The organism is Marinibaculum pumilum (genome assembly GCF_042646425.1).
GTDB classification, from domain to species: domain Bacteria; phylum Pseudomonadota; class Alphaproteobacteria; order Ferrovibrionales; family Ferrovibrionaceae; genus Marinibaculum; species Marinibaculum pumilum.
In genome coordinates this window covers 749287-763517 of record NZ_JBHRTR010000028.1, presented here as the reverse complement: position 1 = coordinate 763517, position 14231 = coordinate 749287, and the positions used below count along the sequence as shown (strand labels likewise).

The following is a 14231-nucleotide window of genomic DNA, read 5'->3' as shown; positions in this document are numbered from 1 at the left end:
GGAAGGTCTGCGGCCGCGCATCTACGAACTCGGGTAGCTGCCGTCCTGGATATTCGCCTGCCCCAGGTGCCAGTCCATGCCGTTGGCGGAGAGAACCGCCGCGCCCTTGTCCTGCGCCTTCAGCAGTTCCAGGTAGTTGCGACACATCTGGTAGTCTTCCTCCCAGCCCCCCAGCCCCTGCGCCTGGCGGAAACGCCAGACCAGATCGAAGGTCAGCAGCTCCTCATCCAGCAGCGCGGTATCAGTATCGTTCGCCCAAGCCGCTTGGGCCGTCCCCCCAGAGGTCTGGTTCCAGCCGTTCGAGAAATACTCGTAGACGAGCGTTTCCGTCGCCGTTGGCGTGGGGTCGATGAACAACTGTCGGGCGTTGGAAACAGCCTTGATCCGGTAGGACTTCCGCAAGCCCGGCGGGACCACGATCCCCGACTTCAGGGCCTGCCAGATGAACCCCGGAATGGCCTCGCGGATCTCCCAATAGTTCGACCGGTCCCATGCCGTATGCATGGCGATCCGGTCGTAGTCGGACGGGAATGCATAGTCCGCATCCGCATTGGCGGTGGTGAACGTGTGCTCCTTCGTCAGCACCGCCCAATCGTGCTGACGCGCAAGCAGCTTCGCCCCCCGGTTGGACAGGGACAGCATCTGCCGGACCTGAGCATCCGTTGACGAGATGATCGCGGTAGGGCGGGACAGCCCCAGCGCGTCACACGTGTTCTGAACGATCGTCAGCAGGCTCATCGGTCTTCACCTTCGGGGGCCGGCCGCCCTTGCGCCGCTGCATCAACTCCGCCATCTGCGCCTTCAGTTCCTCCATCTCCGACCGCAGGGCCTCGTTTTCCTCCTTCAGCCCGGACGTGTCGGACTTCGCCAGATGGTCCTGCGCCAGCTTCACCCACTGACGGGAGGCCGGGCCCAGCACCTTGATCGCGGAATCCGGCAGCGCCGAAAGCTGCTCGACCGTGAACACCTTCTGCGCCTTCAGCGTCTCCGCGTCCGCAGGCCGGAACTCGCTCGGATAGATGATCGTCAGGGTGTGCAGGGGCGTGCCCGAGGGCCGGTCGTCGTCGTTGATGAACGCGGCCCACTGCTGGGGAAACCGCTGCTTGTCCTTCTCCCGCACCGGCTGGTCCCAGACGTTCTTCATGTCGCCGGGGATGAAGATCCGGCAATAGACCTTGTCGTCGAACACTGGCCGCCCCTCAATGGAAGTGCGGTTGTTGTCCTGGACCGTCCGCCGGTAGAACTCGACATGCTGCGAGCTATGCTGCACGTGCTTTCTCCTCGTCGATTGACTTGCGCTTCCGGCACATCTCGCGGTGGATGTGCGGGATCAGCCCGTCGCCGTGGACATGGACGGACACGCCCGTTTGCCACAGGCCGACCAGCTGGTGCTGGTAGTCCTCCGCCTGCTTCGCCATCCACGGCGCGCAGATGAAAGCCTTCTTGCCGGCGATGAACTCCATCTGCTCCTCGCCGTCGTTCAACGGCTGGGCAAAGGCGTGGTTGGCCTTCTCCCGATAGGAACTGTCCATGCCATAGATGTGCAGGGTCCGAGCGCCGAACTGAGGGGCGAAGTACATCGCCCGCAGTCCCACGGTGTTCCCGCCCCCAATCAACAAAAAAGGCCGGCTCTCGCCGACCTTGCCTTCGTATATGTCCACGATGTCCGGGTCGTAGACATGCCACATGACTATTCGATCCGGCGGCACACCCTTTTCCGCAAGGGTCTTGAACACCTGGTCGTCGCACTGCGAGGCGATCAGATACCGCACTCTCGCATGGGGCTTCTGGACGAAGTCGGCATTCCCCGGCCGCGCGTCCAGCATCATCATGTAGTCGGGCACGATCCGCTTAGAGATCAGCCAGTCATGGGCGCCCGACAGGGCTATGACCGCCGCGCCGCGCTTCTGTCGCGCCCGGATGTCACGCAGGTTGTCAGCGACGGACGGAGCGCCGCCGACGATCAGGACCGTCTCCGGCAACCGGAACTCAGGGCCGATCCAGGACACATCTGTCCGCTCCAAATTGGCCGCCACCCGCTCCCGCAACCCATCCTTGCCCACATTGACCCTGGACCGGAACAGCGCGTCCGGCATCCACGCCGGGAACGCGCCTTTGGGATAATCGCCCCGGACCTCGTCATAGGTCTTCAGGACCGAATCCGCCCGATCCTCCGTCCACAACAGCTTTTGCCCCGGCAGCGACCAAGGCCAATCGTCCCCATAGGCCAGCCCAAGCCGGCTCATCCATTGCTGGGACGTGACCGGGGTATCGGCAATGATCTTGCTGACGATGTACCGGGCCTTGGGATTGAGGTAGGCCAGCATCATCGGGCCATTGCTGACCCCGAAGTTCATGTGCGCGCACTCGTACAGGGCCGCGCGCATGATGACCGAGAAGCCGGGGCCGATCTCCTTCTCCGCGTCCCTGAGCCAGACGACGCGGAAGCCCTTCGCCTCCATCGCCTTCGCGACCTTGCGCCATTCTTCCATGTTGGAATTGCGGATAGACCAGTGCGACGCCTCCCTGGTCGTGATCGTCACGAACGGCTCGGAATAGACTGTCCGCACCGTCCGCAGCGCCCATTCAGGAACCGTCAGACCAACGATCGGCTTCGCCTGCTGAAGATCCGATACCATGTAGTTCGGCATCGTCCGCGGAAGGGGATCGGCCGGATATACCGACAGATGCCGCACCGGGAACATCCGGATGGCAGGAAGCATGACGTTGTCGAAGAACTGCCGCCGCATCTCGATATCCTGCGGGGGCAGGTCGTCTTGGCGGAACCCTTGGTTGGGGCCAGGCAGGACCTGCAAATCCCACGGCCCCTGAGCGGCGGTCGAACATACCCCAAGCCAGGTCACGAAATCGAACGAGGCCGGCGCCATGCTCATGTCATAGGTGAAGGTGGGGGGAGAGGTTGCCCCCTCCCCCTTGCCTTCCGTCATCAGGACACATCCGCCTGCACGGCGTATGCCTGACCGGCGCGCGCGACCTTGGAACCCGAGGCCACGGTGTTGATGACCACGCCCCGGATCAGGGTCTGCGAGGTGACGGTGTCGTCCAGCACGCCCGCCGAAGACGTGGTGTAGAGCGGCGCATCGGCCGCGCACGACGCCTTGACGGTCACGGAGATGTCGTTGCCCTCGTAGCAGACCCACCCGAACGAGGTTGCCGGGATGGCGGTCTGCGCAAAGGCGATACGCTCGCCGCCGTCCGCCCGCGCCTTCGTCACCGGACGCGCCTTGTTGTCGGTGTCGATGGCCACGGTGGCGTACTGGAAGATCGCACCCGACGACAGCACGTACACGTACTTGTTGCCGTTCGAGTGCACCATCGTGCCCAGAGCGAACAGGCCGCCCTCGTTGTTGGACGAACCCGTCGCGGAGGTGACCGTCGTCAGGCCGACGCCGATCTGCCCCGAAATTGCGAACTGAGTCATTCCGAAGCCCTCCTTACGGGTTCTTCAGCACGCCCTGGCGGGCGCTGTTGCTGATGGTCATGTTGCCGGCCCAGAGGATCGGGATGACCGTCGCGTCCTGGTTCACGCTCGTCTTCTCCCGCAGCGGGGTCATGTTCCGCTGGGGATGGACGCGCAGCCGGATATAGTCGGTGTTCAGGAAGTAGCCATGGTTGGCGGCAATCCCGCCGTCACCCGACTTCTCGAAGAACACTGGCTGGTCCATGAACAGGATGTTGGTGAAGCCGGCCGCCGCCCGGCGATCCGAGGTGAACCGCTGGTTGGCCTGCAGGGACTCCCAGTAGAGGCGGAAGAACGCGTCGTCGAACACCATGAGGTCCGGCGTGTCCGCGCCCCGCACCGTCTCGATCCAGAGCTGGTTCATATAGGTCTGGATGTTCGACGCCGTGATCGTGGACGTGTTGACGATGTTGTTCTGCCACCACGAATACGTGCCGCGGTCGATGCCGCCTACGGTCCCCGAGGTCGGGGAATCCGCCACCAGCAGTTCCAGGCCGCCGATCTGCTTGCCGGACGTGGCCGTCCCGTCCGAGTAGATGTCCACCGCCAGGTTGTTCGCCATCGTCTTCTCCGCATTGCGGATGCGCGAGGCGACCAGGTCGATGAACTTCTCCTTGCCGGCGTTCTGAATCACCGCCTCCAGGCCGGAGTAGGTGACATTGACGGCGTACTGCTTCCAGTTGAACTCTGCCGCCGTCATGATGTCGGACGGCGAGATGTCCAGGACCTCGTAGCCGCTGTAGCGCTGGAACGTGCTGTTCTCGGCGTATTCCAGCTCCTCCACGATCACGCGACCGCCGGAGGTCGTCTTGATCTGCCCCTTCGACTTCAGGTGACGCAGAAGCGCGTTGTGCTCGGTGACGTTGTCGGCAAGCTTGCGCTGCCGGTTCTCGATCGTCGTGGTGACGATCTCGGTATAGGTCGGGTTCGGCGATGCCATCTCCTGTTTCCTTCAGGCATCGCAGCAGGTGGTCAGCTGTAGCCGGCGGCGTTGGCCAGTTGCTCGGCCAATTCCTCTTCCAAGGATCGGTCGGACTTCGGACGGTCGGGCTTGCCCCCGGTCTTCAGGGGGACGCCCTTGGCCTTGCGGGCCTTCTCCGCCGCCTCCCGCGCCTTCGCTTCCTCGGCCTTCCTGCGCTCAGCCTCGCGCTTCGCGTTGACCTGCTGCTGCAGGTCGTCGCGGGTCGCCAGGGCCATCCGGTAGGCGTTGCTCAGCGTCTCTGCGTGGGTGGAGCCGGTCGCCGCGCCGGACTGGATGAGCCGTGCCATGTCGGCCTCCAGGTCGGCGGCGAAGTCGTTGCTCGCGGCGAAGTCGGCCCATGCCTTGCCGATGCTCTCCCGCTCCCGCTGCTGCTGGGATTGGACGAAGCCGGAAAGGCCGGAACGTAGCTGCTGTACCTGCTGCTGAAGTTGCGCGACGACGGGGTCCGGCCGCTGCACGGGCGGGGCCTCGTCGATGTCGTCGATGGAGATGCCGAACTGCTGGGCCACCTGGCCAAGCAACTGCGCTTTCTGCTGTGGCGTGCCCTGCCTGAGTACTGCCGCCGTCTGGAGCAGGCTGGCAACCGCCGCGATGGGATTGCCGCCCTCCGCCTCGATCATCGGCAGGAAGGGATTGACCACATTATCGAACGCACGCTTGAACTCGTTGGCTGCCGCGGCCTCCTGTAGCTTGGGCGTGAAGCCCGCCTCGATGGACTTGATGCGGCCGAGAACGCCATCCCGCTGCTGTGCGTTCAGCGTCTCGAACCACGCCTTGTCCTCTGCGGACCAGTGTGCCGGCGCCGGGGTGACGGCAGGCTCTTCGCCTTTCTCCGTCTGGTCCTGGTCCGGTGAATCCTCGTCGTCTTCGTCAGCGCCATCGTCCGCCCCGTCGCTGTCGCCCTCATCGTCGGCTTCCGCCTTCGTGAAGCGCCCGCGCTCATCTCGGGTGCGGCCGGCGCCCTCTGCCCCGTCGTCGGGGGCGTCCAGGGCTTCGGCGCCTTCCAGTGCCTCCGCGAGAGCGGAAGCGAAATCGTCGTCTTCGGCCGGGGCTGGCTCCGGTGTCGGAGTGCCCGCGTCCTCGTTGACTTCGGTCATCAGTACCTCGGTTTCGTCGGGTCCATGTCGTTGCCCACCTGCCGGCACTCATACGCACGCTCGAAGTCGCGGACGTGCTTCCGGCTCGACAGGATCTCGCCGCGGCGCGACGGGGCGCGGAACGGCTCGATGTCGGGCATGTACGAAAAAGCCCCCGCCTTTTCAGTGCGGGGGCTGGCCTTGGCCTTCTCGACGAGCTTGCCGGCTCGCAGGACGTAGGTGGTCATGGCGCATCCTCCGGCCATCCGTGCGGGCGCTGGCCATTGATGAACCGCAGCAAGTCGCCCAGATCAGCGATTTCTTTCACGGCTTGATTGTTAGCCTCCTGCGTCCCCTGCTCGGCCGCCCAGTCGTTGGATGCTTGCATCCGCCGCCGGATCTCATCCTCGACCTGCTCGACGGTCGTCATGCGCGGTCGCCACTGCCCCACTATGCGTCCGCCCTCTGCTTCCGCCGGGCCTGCGCACGCTGCGCCTTGGCCTTAGCCTCCACGTTCTCCCGGTCGATCTCACCCTTCTCCCGCGCCATCTCGACCTCAGCGGCAAGCTTCTGTAGCTCCGCCTGCATCTCCGCCATCTTCAGCGCATGCTCCTGCTGCTGCACCTGAATCTCTAGCGCCACCTTCTGCGCCTCAGCCTGCGACCGGGCCTGCAAGGTCTGCATCTCGACCTGCCCCTTGGCCTGGGCCAACTGCATGTCTCCCTGCGTCTTCTGCACCTGCGCTTGAGCCTTCATCTGCTCGGCTTGGGCCTTGGCCTGCGCTGCCTCCGCCTCGGGGTCAGGCTTGGGCGGCTGCTGCGCCATCTCCGCCTCGCCTTCCTCCATCGCGTTCTCAACGTCTTTGCCGAACCGGAACTGCCGCACGACGGCCATTACCACGGCCCGCGCCGCCTGCTGCGAGATCAGCCCCGACTGAATGACAGCCCCGACGCCCTCCGCCATGCCGCCGATGGCGTTCAGCAATTCCAGCGCCGCCCGCTTCTCTTCCTCGCTCTGGGCCTGGATGCTGTCTTCGGTCTCCACGTCGATCCGGTACGACCGCATCCGGTCATCGCGCAGCATCTGCATGACCTCGGGCGTCACCTGCACACCCGTCATCATGGACAGGGTCTGCGGCTGGAAATGCTCCGCGACGATCTCCGCCTGCATCTCCATCAGGTCCCGACAGAGCCGGTTGACCTCGCCCCGCTTGCGCTCGATGCGCAAGGAGCCGAACTTGGACTTGATCTCCTGCGCCGTCGCCGTCTCCCGAGCATCCGTCGCGCCGCGGAGAATGTCGCTGATTCCCGTGATCTCGTAGATCGTCTGCTTGATGCTGTCCCGCTGAATGTACAGGCTCTCCAGCACGTCCTTCAGGATGTCGATCGGCATCCACTGGAGAACGTCTTTCAGGCCGCCCTTCTCCATCAGGGCCGGCCAGTTTTCCACGGGAATCAGGTCGTTGTCGTCGCCCTGCATCAGCCGGGCGATTTCGGCGCCGTCCGACGCCGGATAAACGCCCCGAACCCGGATCGCATCCACCACCTTGTCGATGCGATCCGTGACCTTGTTCAGTTCCGCCGCCTGGTCCCGCCACTGCTCGTACTCAGGCACAGGGATCAGCGTATCGTTGGTCTGCACGGCGTAGATGGGGCGAGGGCACGGGAAAAAGCCCCGAAGGTCATAGGGCGGGTCCGTCTCCGCCAACAGACCGTCCTGATACCCCTGGCACCAGTATTTGACCGTCCTATCCGTCTTGTCCCAGATCTCCCACACCCGCGCGGCGCGATATACCTCGCTATCCTCGCTCTCTTCCTTGTCCTGCTCGGGATCGTCGGTCGCAGAGAGGTTGACCTCACGCCCCTTCCTGCCGAACGCCTCCACAAGCTGCCGGCGGGTCATCTGCCCGCCAAAGGCGATCCAGGTCACATCTTCCCAACGATCCGCATCAGGATCGCGGCGGAACCAGCGCCAATCCACGTACTCGACAGGCACCTTCTCGCCCACCGGCACCCCATCGGGGCCGGGCTGATAGTCGTAGCGCACCCTGGCCACGCCACGGCCGGGCAAGAGCATGTCCTGCACAATCCTGCGGATCACGTCGTCGTAGTCGCATTCGTCCGCCATGTAGGCGAGCGAGCGCTCGATGATCGTTGCGCCCTCCTTGCCCGTTGGGTCGGGGGTCCGATACCGGCGCCGGATGTCAGGCTGCACATTGCCCTGGAAGATGGCCGACGCCTGAACCTCGGTGTTCGACCACAGCATGTTGAACTTGTGCTGCCGCTTGCCCGCCTGCTTCTGGCGCTTCTCGTCACGGTACTTCTCCACGACGGACATGCCGGCCTTGCGCCACTCTTCCTCTTTTCGCCCGGCGGTTTCGATGCAGCGCTTCCAGTGACGAAAAAGCCCCGGACCATCGGGCGCCGGGGCTGTGTCATCGCGCTCTGTCTCGTAGGCTTCAGCCATAGCGCTTCCTCTTGCGCCGAATGGCCTGAGCGGCCGCAATCACGGCTAAGGCAGCGGCACTCGTCATACCGAGAGCGACAAACCCCACCAGCGCAGACATAGCCACATCGCCAGAAACCACACCGGCCCGCCACAGCATAACAAGCACCAGCGAAGCTAGCCCTGCAACTGCTGACCACTTAGCGCCCTTCCGCCTGAACGCCGCGTCCTCCTCCTTGGATGGCAGCCTATGCTTTCCCGAGATGGCGAAAGCTCGCGCGTCATCATTCTCCCGCCGCTGACGCGCCGTCACCTTTGCCGCAGGACGCAAGCGCAACGGCGGGATGATGATCTCGACGCTCGATAGATCAGCCATCACGCCCACTCCCTCTGCCGCGACCCCCGGTCGATCATCGCCGCCGCCTCGTTCCACGTCGGCACAGAGCGGGGCGGGCCGGGGAACTCATCCGGCCGCTGCTCCGTATACCCAACAGCCAGATACCGCATCGCGTCCGCCGCATGCGAAGTCCAGTCGTGCAGCGGCTTGTCCTTGAACGCCTTTTTGTCGTCGTCCCACTCGCGCCGGTACAGCCGCAGGGCGTCCAGCCCGGCCGCGCACTTCTCCGCGTCGATCCACAGCCGAGGCATGATCCGGCGAACCGCGTTGATGCCGTCGTTCACGCCCAGCTCGGGCACGATGTGGAAGGTGCACCCCAGGCTCTTGGCCTGCTCCCACAGGGACCGCCCGTTGCTCGCCATCGTCTTAGGCCGCAGGTCGTGCGGGCCAAAGTGCTTGCCGTAGGTGTACGGCCGCCGCTGAAGCTCGTTGACGTAGTGGCCGATCCCCTCGCCGTTGCTGGCGTAGAAGTCGATCACATGCAGCGCCCTACCAACCTGCTGGTAGAACCAGATGGCCGTATCGTCCGAGAACCCGATATCCCATGCCGTATGCACCGGGCGATCCGGCTCCCACGGGACAACACCGACCCGGCCGGAATCCTCCGCCTCTCTCAGTGCCTGAGCGTAGAACGTGCCCGGCACGGCAGCGTCGAAGTCGCACTCAAACTCCCGGTCGTACTCGTCCGAGGTCATCAGCGCTGCAGCGTCCCGAAGCTCCGCCTCGTCCACGATCCCCGTCCGGCTCGCCCGGTACAGGGCAGCGAACCAGTCCGGGTTGCCATCCGCCATCTGCCCCTTGGCATGCTCGTACAGGCGGAAGAATGCGTCCCTGCCCGCCACAGTGCCAATGAACGCAGCCCACCCCTTCCGATCGGTCAGCATCGGCCGGACGATCTCCGTCCAGGTGCTCGGGTTGATCTGCGCATACTCGTCGAAGACAGCCCCGTCCAGATACAGGCCACGCATCCGGTCCGGGTTGTCTGCGCCGTACAGCTGGATACGCGCCCCGCCGGGCAGGTCGCAGCGCAGCTCCCCCTCGTTGAACTCCGCACCAGGTATCGCCCCGGCGAAGCGCTTCAGGTAGTCCCACGCCACTTCCTTGGCCTGCACCCGATACGGAGCGATGTAGGCATACCGCGGCGCCGTCTTGCGGTTGTCCAGCGCCCTGGACAGCAGGACCAGCAGCATCAGCACCGTCTTGCCGAAACGCCGATGGCAGACCAGGACCGAGAACCGGCGCATCCGCGCGGCGATCTCTCGTTGCTGCGGGCGCAGCTGGTCGGAGAGGTCCACGATCTCGACAGACTCAGCCATCAGCCTCGCTCGTCAGGATGATGCGAATGGCCTTGCCATCCTCGCCGCCGTGCTCATGCGCCTGCACCGGCTTTCCGTGTGCCCTATCCAGTATCGCACACGCCGCCGACACTCGGGCGGCCTCGCTCTCACCCTTCTTGGCGATGGCCACCAGCGTTTGCAGGGCGTCCTTGGTGTACTTCTGGGCTGCGTCGCGAAGCTCTTGGCCGACCTTGGTCCGTGACCCCTTCGGCCTTCCGGCTCCTGGTCTCTTCCCACCGGCCGGCATTTGAATTTCCTTGATTACCAATCAGCCACGAAAAAGCCCGCCGCGGATCTCTCCGTGACGGGCTCTCGGTGGACGATGCGGCCCAGCGCGCGGGCATGCGTTTTGGGCGCACTTCGCCCACCCTCGAAAGCCAGTGTTTCAGAAGCTGGAAGGTCTGTCAACAACTTCATCCCGGCCACCGCTCCGCGATAGCTTTCTCCTCAGCCTCGCGCTCCGCCTTCCAGCGCGGCAGCCAGACGTTCTCCATGTGCCACCGCTGGATCCATTCCGCCTTTTTCGCCTCGCTCCCCAAGGCTTCGTACTCCGCCCATTCCTCAGTGGTTGGCCATGGCTCCATGCTTAGCCCCGTCGGGAACACCCCCATCACCTGATCCCCCGATGCTCAGCCAGCGCAGCCAGCGCCCGGCGCGTCACCACCAGATGCCGCGGGCTGTCCTCGCAGCACACAGCGATCAGCGTCATGGAATATCCCGGCAGGGCGCGCAGCGTGTCGTCGTAGCACTTGGCGTTCCACTCCTGCGCCTGACTCGGCTCCGCACCCCCACCGCCCCCACCGGACATGGTGCAGCGACGGACCAAGCCAGCGTCGAACCAGCGCTCCCGGAACCAGATGCCAGCCTCGTACATCGGGTCGGTGATCTGCTTCTGCGCCCTGAGTGCATCCAGCAGGCAGGCATCGTTGTACCGGACGTGCTTGCCCACCCCCGGGACTGTCACGACCTCCCGCTGACGAGCCATCGCCGCCTGCCCGTCTGTGCCGTGGTCGGGTGCGATTTTTTGCATTTTCTGCGTCCTAGCCCCTTTCTTATGCGCAGTGAGTGCTTATATGTACTGTATCAGACGGGATGGGCCCGCAGGACAGAGGAACAAGACGATGTACGCAGTGACCTATTCCCAAGCCCACCACGAAGCCCGCGAGATCGGGGAGTTCGACACGATCCCGGAGGCTGTCGAGGCCGCCATCGGCGCCGGTGCGGTCGAGGCCGAAGCCAGGGCGATCACCAGCATCGGCAAGGATGTCTGCCTGAGCGTCGTGGGCCATGAGGACAGCGACCTGTTCGGCATCTGGATTGAGCGGGCATGACCCCCGCCTCCCTTCGCGACTGGCGCAAGCGCCTCGGTCTGACACAGGCCGAGGCCGCTGAGCGCATGGGATACGGGCTCCGGCAGTGGAACAGCTGGGAAAACGGCCGCGCCGATATCCCCACCGCTGTCCAGCTTGCCGCCGGGTACGTCGCATTGACCCAGCAGTGGCGGTTCCCGCCTGTGATGCCGGCGGAGTGAGCATCAGCCTTCCCCCTCCCCTTCGGGCCATGTGCCGGCCTCAATCATTGCCGACCGGATCACGTCAGCCGAGTGCAGAACGCCAGACCAATACGAGTAAGTCGATGCTTCCCCACGCTCCTGCATGGTCCTCGCCTTCTCACGCAACACCTTCACTGTCACGACAACAGCCGGCGGCGCCTTTGCTCGGATCTCTTGGTCGGTCACATTCTTACGCGCCATCAGCCGCACCCCTGCGCCGACTGCGCGACTAGGATCGCAACCCGCACCAGCGCCAGAAGCGCGCCGCCCACGAACAGCATCGAAAGCGCAATCGCCGCGGCGTTGCCGATCAGGGCAAACCCGTCGTCTTGCCCGAGCAAGTGCAACCGCATCACATCGTCCCCCATGCCAGGAGGAAGCCGGCGAGGAAGGCGACAACACCAGTCGCCAGAATCCATGCGACCGCATCGGCCCAAGCCAAATCCCGGCCTGCATTCACGCCCATCTCGAACATGTCCAGCTTGCTCGCCTCGCTCATGCCTCCGCCCTCCGTCAGCGGGTCACCGCCGGGGCTTCCGCGCCCCAGCGCCGCAGTAGCGGGTCGTTCTCCGGGCTGGCCCGCGCCTTCGCCGCCAACGCCTCCTGATGCTTCGTCCGCAGCATCCCCGACACGGCCGGGAACCATCGCTTCCGCTTGTCCGGCTTGTCCCGGAGCCAATCGTCAATGGCCCGAAGCTCGCTCAGAAGGTCGCTGATTCCGTGGTATGCCTCTCGCCAGGCTTTCAGGTCCTTGGTCTTCAAGCGGATGACTTCGCCCTCGAACGCATAGCCGGAATCGTCGTCGCCCCTCGGGGGGGTAGGGGGGGTATCTTCTCTGTTCTGTTCTTCTCTGTTCTGCTCTGTTCTAGAGTTACCGTGCGTTACAGATTCGGCGCGCGCGTTACGTTGCGTTACACCCGCGTTACCCGGCGTTTCATCCGCACGTTTCCGCTCCCGTGACGCCCGCACCCGTTCGCGGCTGTCGTCTTCGCGCTTGGGCTGCCGCTTGCTCCAGTTGGCTATCCGGCCATCCACGACGATCCGCTTTTCGGTCAGCGCTTCGATGACCCTGGCAATATCGCCTTCCTCGTACCCGAAGGCCCCAGCAAGAAACTCCGCGTCGAAGCCCTCAAGACTGCCACGGTCCTCATGCTGGCTTGCATGGTCCAGGAGCGCCCACCAGATCGCGGCAACGTCACCGGGGCGAACACCTGCCCGGCGTGCGATCGTGATCCACTTCGGATCGGTCGGCGCACCGTGATGCGAGCGGAACCAGTCCATCATTCACCCCTTGCAGACAGATCAGCGAACCGGCTGGTGCGCCCGTCGAAATAGGTCTCGACCTTGCCCAGCGGCCCCATGCGCTGCTTGGCCACGATCAGTTCGGCGATGTTCCGGGACCGGGCCAGCGCCGCCGCGTACTTGCTCGCCTGTTCCGGGTCCGCGTTGTCCACCTTGCGTTGCAAGTAGACTTCAGGCCGGTGGACGAAGGTCACCGCGTCGGCGTCCTGCTCGATTGAGCCGGACTCCCGCAGGTCCGACAGGATCGGGGTCGGGTCCGGCCGCTTCTCGCTTTCGCGGGAGAGCTGCGACAGTGCCACCACCGCCACGCCTTCGTTCTTCGCCAGGGCCTTGAGCGCCGCCGTGATCTCGGAGATCTCCGCGACCCTGTTGCCGCGGTACCGGTCGTCCATCTGGGCAATCTGGATGTAATCCACGATCACCAGCTTGATCGGATTCCGCCGCTTGGCCGTCCGCAGCGCCTGGCGCACGTCGGCCATGGACATTCGCCCCCGATCGGCAATGTGGATCGGCAAAGACCGAAGCCGTTCGCCGGCCGCATACATCCGCTGATAGTCTTCCCTGCCGATGCGGCCCTGCCATGCGTCGGAATAGGTGACGCGGCTGTCCATGCTCAGGAGCCGCACGCCGAGCTGGTCCCGCGCCATTTCCAGGCTGTTGAACAGGACCCCATGCCCGGCCCGCGCCACGTTGAATGCGATGGTCCCGGACAGTGCGGACTTGCCCATGCTGGGCCGCCCCGCGATCACATGCAGGTCGCAGAGGTGCAGCCCCCCGGTCTGCCGGTCGAAGTCGGTAAGCCCCGTGGGCAGCGCCCCCGGCGTTTCCCCGGACATCCGGGCGGAGATCGTCTCCAGCGTGCTGGCAATGACGGCGTCGAAGTCATAGACGGGCAGTTCCGCCCCGGTCGCTGCGATCTCCGCCAGCGCCCGTTCGGCTTCCGAGATCAGGTCGGCCGCGTCCCCGTCCAGTTCCGTCGCCGCCGCCGATGCGATATCCTCGCCCCATGCGATGAGGCGGCGGCGGACGGCGAGCGCATGCACCGTCCGGGCGTAGGCCGGGGCCGTCCGGCGCGACGACAGCGCGTCAACCAGTTGCCCGAGGTACTGACCGCCCCCGACTGCCTCAAGACCCTCGACAAGGTCCGCCGCGCCCCTGAGCGTCACCGGGTCCGCCAAGCCGCCCCTGTCGATCTCCCGGATGGCCGCATCCCAGATGCGACCGTGGGCGGGGTGGTAGAAGTCCTCAGCGGTCAGGAAGGCCCGGAAGTCTTGGGCGAGATCGTTGTCCACCAGGACGGCGCCCAACACCTCCTGCTCCGCCTCGATGTTGTGCGGGGGCTCTTTCTGTGGTGACAGGCTCTCAGCGAATGCCATGTGTCCGCCTCCGTTGAAGGTGGACACCCATATTCCACAGATCGACGCGGCCTGCGTGCAAGCACCCCGGGTTCGCGGGAAAAATGCCGTGGATGCGCGGACGGCCAGCCATCTACTCTGCCGCCTCCCTTGCCTGAGAGATGGCCAGAGAGCGGACAGTCACCCGCACCCCGTCGAACTCGGCATGCCGGACCCGGTAGACGTGCATGGCATCCACGGCGCTGTCGTCGGTCAGGTAGCCGCGACTGACCAGCCAATCCTCCGTGGCCTTGACCATGTTCGA

General features: G+C 64.9%; 19 protein-coding genes. 2 read left to right on the top strand and 17 right to left on the bottom strand.

Annotated features, from left to right (window positions below):
- Positions 1 to 21: 21 nt before the first annotated feature.
- The 13 genes from ACFOGJ_RS16210 to ACFOGJ_RS16150 form a co-directional block, all read right to left on the bottom strand.
- Positions 22 to 738 (bottom strand): phage adaptor protein, encoded by a 717-nt coding sequence (locus ACFOGJ_RS16210; protein ID WP_379902236.1) that lies wholly within the window; start codon positions 736 to 738, stop codon positions 22 to 24.
- Positions 704 to 1270: a hypothetical protein gene (locus tag ACFOGJ_RS16205; RefSeq protein ID WP_379902234.1), complete on the bottom strand. Its 567-nt coding sequence runs from the start codon at positions 1268 to 1270 to the stop codon at positions 704 to 706. The genes ACFOGJ_RS16210 and ACFOGJ_RS16205 overlap by 35 nt, the downstream gene beginning before the upstream one ends.
- On the bottom strand, positions 1260 to 2948 hold the full coding sequence (locus ACFOGJ_RS16200) for a 6-hydroxymethylpterin diphosphokinase MptE-like protein (RefSeq protein ID WP_379902232.1): 1689 nt from the start codon (positions 2946 to 2948) through the stop codon (positions 1260 to 1262). The genes ACFOGJ_RS16205 and ACFOGJ_RS16200 overlap by 11 nt, the downstream gene beginning before the upstream one ends.
- Positions 2948 to 3442 (bottom strand): hypothetical protein, encoded by a 495-nt coding sequence (locus tag ACFOGJ_RS16195; protein ID WP_379902230.1) that lies wholly within the window; start codon positions 3440 to 3442, stop codon positions 2948 to 2950. Before ACFOGJ_RS16195 ends, ACFOGJ_RS16200 begins: the two co-directional genes overlap by 1 nt.
- A gap of 13 nt (positions 3443 to 3455) precedes the next feature.
- Entirely contained in the window at positions 3456 to 4421 is a 966-nt protein-coding gene (locus ACFOGJ_RS16190; protein WP_379902228.1) for a phage major capsid protein, read from the bottom strand.
- A gap of 32 nt (positions 4422 to 4453) precedes the next feature.
- Positions 4454 to 5560, bottom strand: coding sequence for a hypothetical protein (locus ACFOGJ_RS16185; protein WP_379902226.1), 1107 nt, complete (start codon positions 5558 to 5560; stop codon positions 4454 to 4456).
- Entirely contained in the window at positions 5560 to 5787 is a 228-nt protein-coding gene (locus ACFOGJ_RS16180; protein ID WP_379902224.1) for a hypothetical protein, read from the bottom strand. Before ACFOGJ_RS16180 ends, ACFOGJ_RS16185 begins: the two co-directional genes overlap by 1 nt.
- Entirely contained in the window at positions 5784 to 5969 is a 186-nt protein-coding gene (locus ACFOGJ_RS16175) for a hypothetical protein (protein WP_379902222.1), read from the bottom strand. Before ACFOGJ_RS16175 ends, ACFOGJ_RS16180 begins: the two co-directional genes overlap by 4 nt.
- A gap of 20 nt (positions 5970 to 5989) precedes the next feature.
- On the bottom strand, positions 5990 to 8005 hold the full coding sequence (locus ACFOGJ_RS16170; RefSeq protein WP_379902220.1) for a portal protein: 2016 nt from the start codon (positions 8003 to 8005) through the stop codon (positions 5990 to 5992).
- Positions 7998 to 8360, bottom strand: coding sequence for a hypothetical protein (locus tag ACFOGJ_RS16165; protein WP_379902218.1), 363 nt, complete (start codon positions 8358 to 8360; stop codon positions 7998 to 8000). The genes ACFOGJ_RS16170 and ACFOGJ_RS16165 overlap by 8 nt, the downstream gene beginning before the upstream one ends.
- Positions 8360 to 9697 carry a terminase large subunit domain-containing protein gene (locus ACFOGJ_RS16160; protein ID WP_379902216.1) on the bottom strand — a complete coding sequence of 446 codons (1338 nt, stop codon included), beginning with the start codon at positions 9695 to 9697 and terminating at the stop codon, positions 8360 to 8362. Before ACFOGJ_RS16160 ends, ACFOGJ_RS16165 begins: the two co-directional genes overlap by 1 nt.
- On the bottom strand, positions 9690 to 9986 hold the full coding sequence (locus ACFOGJ_RS16155; RefSeq protein WP_379902215.1) for a hypothetical protein: 297 nt from the start codon (positions 9984 to 9986) through the stop codon (positions 9690 to 9692). Before ACFOGJ_RS16155 ends, ACFOGJ_RS16160 begins: the two co-directional genes overlap by 8 nt.
- A gap of 342 nt (positions 9987 to 10328) precedes the next feature.
- The gene (locus ACFOGJ_RS16150) at positions 10329 to 10748 is read right to left on the bottom strand and encodes a hypothetical protein (protein WP_379902213.1); all 420 of its coding nucleotides are present in this window, start codon (positions 10746 to 10748) and stop codon (positions 10329 to 10331) included.
- Between the two features lie 91 nt (positions 10749 to 10839).
- Between ACFOGJ_RS16150 and ACFOGJ_RS16145 the strand changes: the two genes are divergently transcribed.
- Positions 10840 to 11049, top strand: a complete 210-nt coding sequence (locus ACFOGJ_RS16145; protein ID WP_379902211.1) for a hypothetical protein — start codon at positions 10840 to 10842, stop codon at positions 11047 to 11049.
- Positions 11046 to 11249, top strand: coding sequence for a helix-turn-helix domain-containing protein (locus ACFOGJ_RS16140; protein WP_379902209.1), 204 nt, complete (start codon positions 11046 to 11048; stop codon positions 11247 to 11249). Before ACFOGJ_RS16145 ends, ACFOGJ_RS16140 begins: the two co-directional genes overlap by 4 nt.
- A gap of 221 nt (positions 11250 to 11470) precedes the next feature.
- On the opposite strand, the gene ACFOGJ_RS16135 is transcribed toward ACFOGJ_RS16140, so the two are convergent.
- From ACFOGJ_RS16135 to dnaB, 4 genes are read right to left on the bottom strand one after another with little or no spacing between them, the layout of a single operon-like run.
- On the bottom strand, positions 11471 to 11623 hold the full coding sequence (locus tag ACFOGJ_RS16135; RefSeq protein ID WP_379902207.1) for a hypothetical protein: 153 nt from the start codon (positions 11621 to 11623) through the stop codon (positions 11471 to 11473).
- Complete coding sequence (locus ACFOGJ_RS16130) at positions 11623 to 11769, bottom strand: hypothetical protein (RefSeq protein ID WP_379902205.1); 147 nt, start codon at positions 11767 to 11769, stop codon at positions 11623 to 11625. Before ACFOGJ_RS16130 ends, ACFOGJ_RS16135 begins: the two co-directional genes overlap by 1 nt.
- Positions 11770 to 11783: 14 nt before the next feature.
- Positions 11784 to 12554, bottom strand: coding sequence for a hypothetical protein (locus ACFOGJ_RS16125; RefSeq protein WP_379902203.1), 771 nt, complete (start codon positions 12552 to 12554; stop codon positions 11784 to 11786).
- Entirely contained in the window at positions 12551 to 13948 is a 1398-nt protein-coding gene (dnaB, locus tag ACFOGJ_RS16120; RefSeq protein WP_379902201.1) for a replicative DNA helicase, read from the bottom strand. The genes ACFOGJ_RS16125 and dnaB overlap by 4 nt, the downstream gene beginning before the upstream one ends.
- Positions 13949 to 14231 lie beyond the last annotated feature (283 nt).

Coding starts and splice junctions, on each gene's coding strand:
- ACFOGJ_RS16210 (WP_379902236.1), bottom strand. CDS start 738: ATGAGCCTGCTGACGATCGTTCAGAACACGTGTGACGCGCTGGGGCTG.
- ACFOGJ_RS16200 (WP_379902232.1), bottom strand. CDS start 2,948: ATGACGGAAGGCAAGGGGGAGGGGGCAACCTCTCCCCCCACCTTCACC.
- ACFOGJ_RS16195 (WP_379902230.1), bottom strand. CDS start 3,442: ATGACTCAGTTCGCAATTTCGGGGCAGATCGGCGTCGGCCTGACGACG.
- ACFOGJ_RS16190 (WP_379902228.1), bottom strand. CDS start 4,421: ATGGCATCGCCGAACCCGACCTATACCGAGATCGTCACCACGACGATC.
- ACFOGJ_RS16185 (WP_379902226.1), bottom strand. CDS start 5,560: ATGACCGAAGTCAACGAGGACGCGGGCACTCCGACACCGGAGCCAGCC.
- ACFOGJ_RS16180 (WP_379902224.1), bottom strand. CDS start 5,787: ATGACCACCTACGTCCTGCGAGCCGGCAAGCTCGTCGAGAAGGCCAAG.
- ACFOGJ_RS16175 (WP_379902222.1), bottom strand. CDS start 5,969: ATGACGACCGTCGAGCAGGTCGAGGATGAGATCCGGCGGCGGATGCAA.
- ACFOGJ_RS16170 (WP_379902220.1), bottom strand. CDS start 8,005: ATGGCTGAAGCCTACGAGACAGAGCGCGATGACACAGCCCCGGCGCCC.
- ACFOGJ_RS16165 (WP_379902218.1), bottom strand. CDS start 8,360: ATGGCTGATCTATCGAGCGTCGAGATCATCATCCCGCCGTTGCGCTTG.
- ACFOGJ_RS16160 (WP_379902216.1), bottom strand. CDS start 9,697: ATGGCTGAGTCTGTCGAGATCGTGGACCTCTCCGACCAGCTGCGCCCG.
- ACFOGJ_RS16150 (WP_379902213.1), bottom strand. CDS start 10,748: ATGCAAAAAATCGCACCCGACCACGGCACAGACGGGCAGGCGGCGATG.
- ACFOGJ_RS16145 (WP_379902211.1), top strand. CDS start 10,840: ATGTACGCAGTGACCTATTCCCAAGCCCACCACGAAGCCCGCGAGATC.
- ACFOGJ_RS16140 (WP_379902209.1), top strand. CDS start 11,046: ATGACCCCCGCCTCCCTTCGCGACTGGCGCAAGCGCCTCGGTCTGACA.
- ACFOGJ_RS16135 (WP_379902207.1), bottom strand. CDS start 11,623: ATGCGGTTGCACTTGCTCGGGCAAGACGACGGGTTTGCCCTGATCGGC.
- ACFOGJ_RS16130 (WP_379902205.1), bottom strand. CDS start 11,769: ATGAGCGAGGCGAGCAAGCTGGACATGTTCGAGATGGGCGTGAATGCA.
- ACFOGJ_RS16125 (WP_379902203.1), bottom strand. CDS start 12,554: ATGATGGACTGGTTCCGCTCGCATCACGGTGCGCCGACCGATCCGAAG.
- dnaB (WP_379902201.1), bottom strand. CDS start 13,948: ATGGCATTCGCTGAGAGCCTGTCACCACAGAAAGAGCCCCCGCACAAC.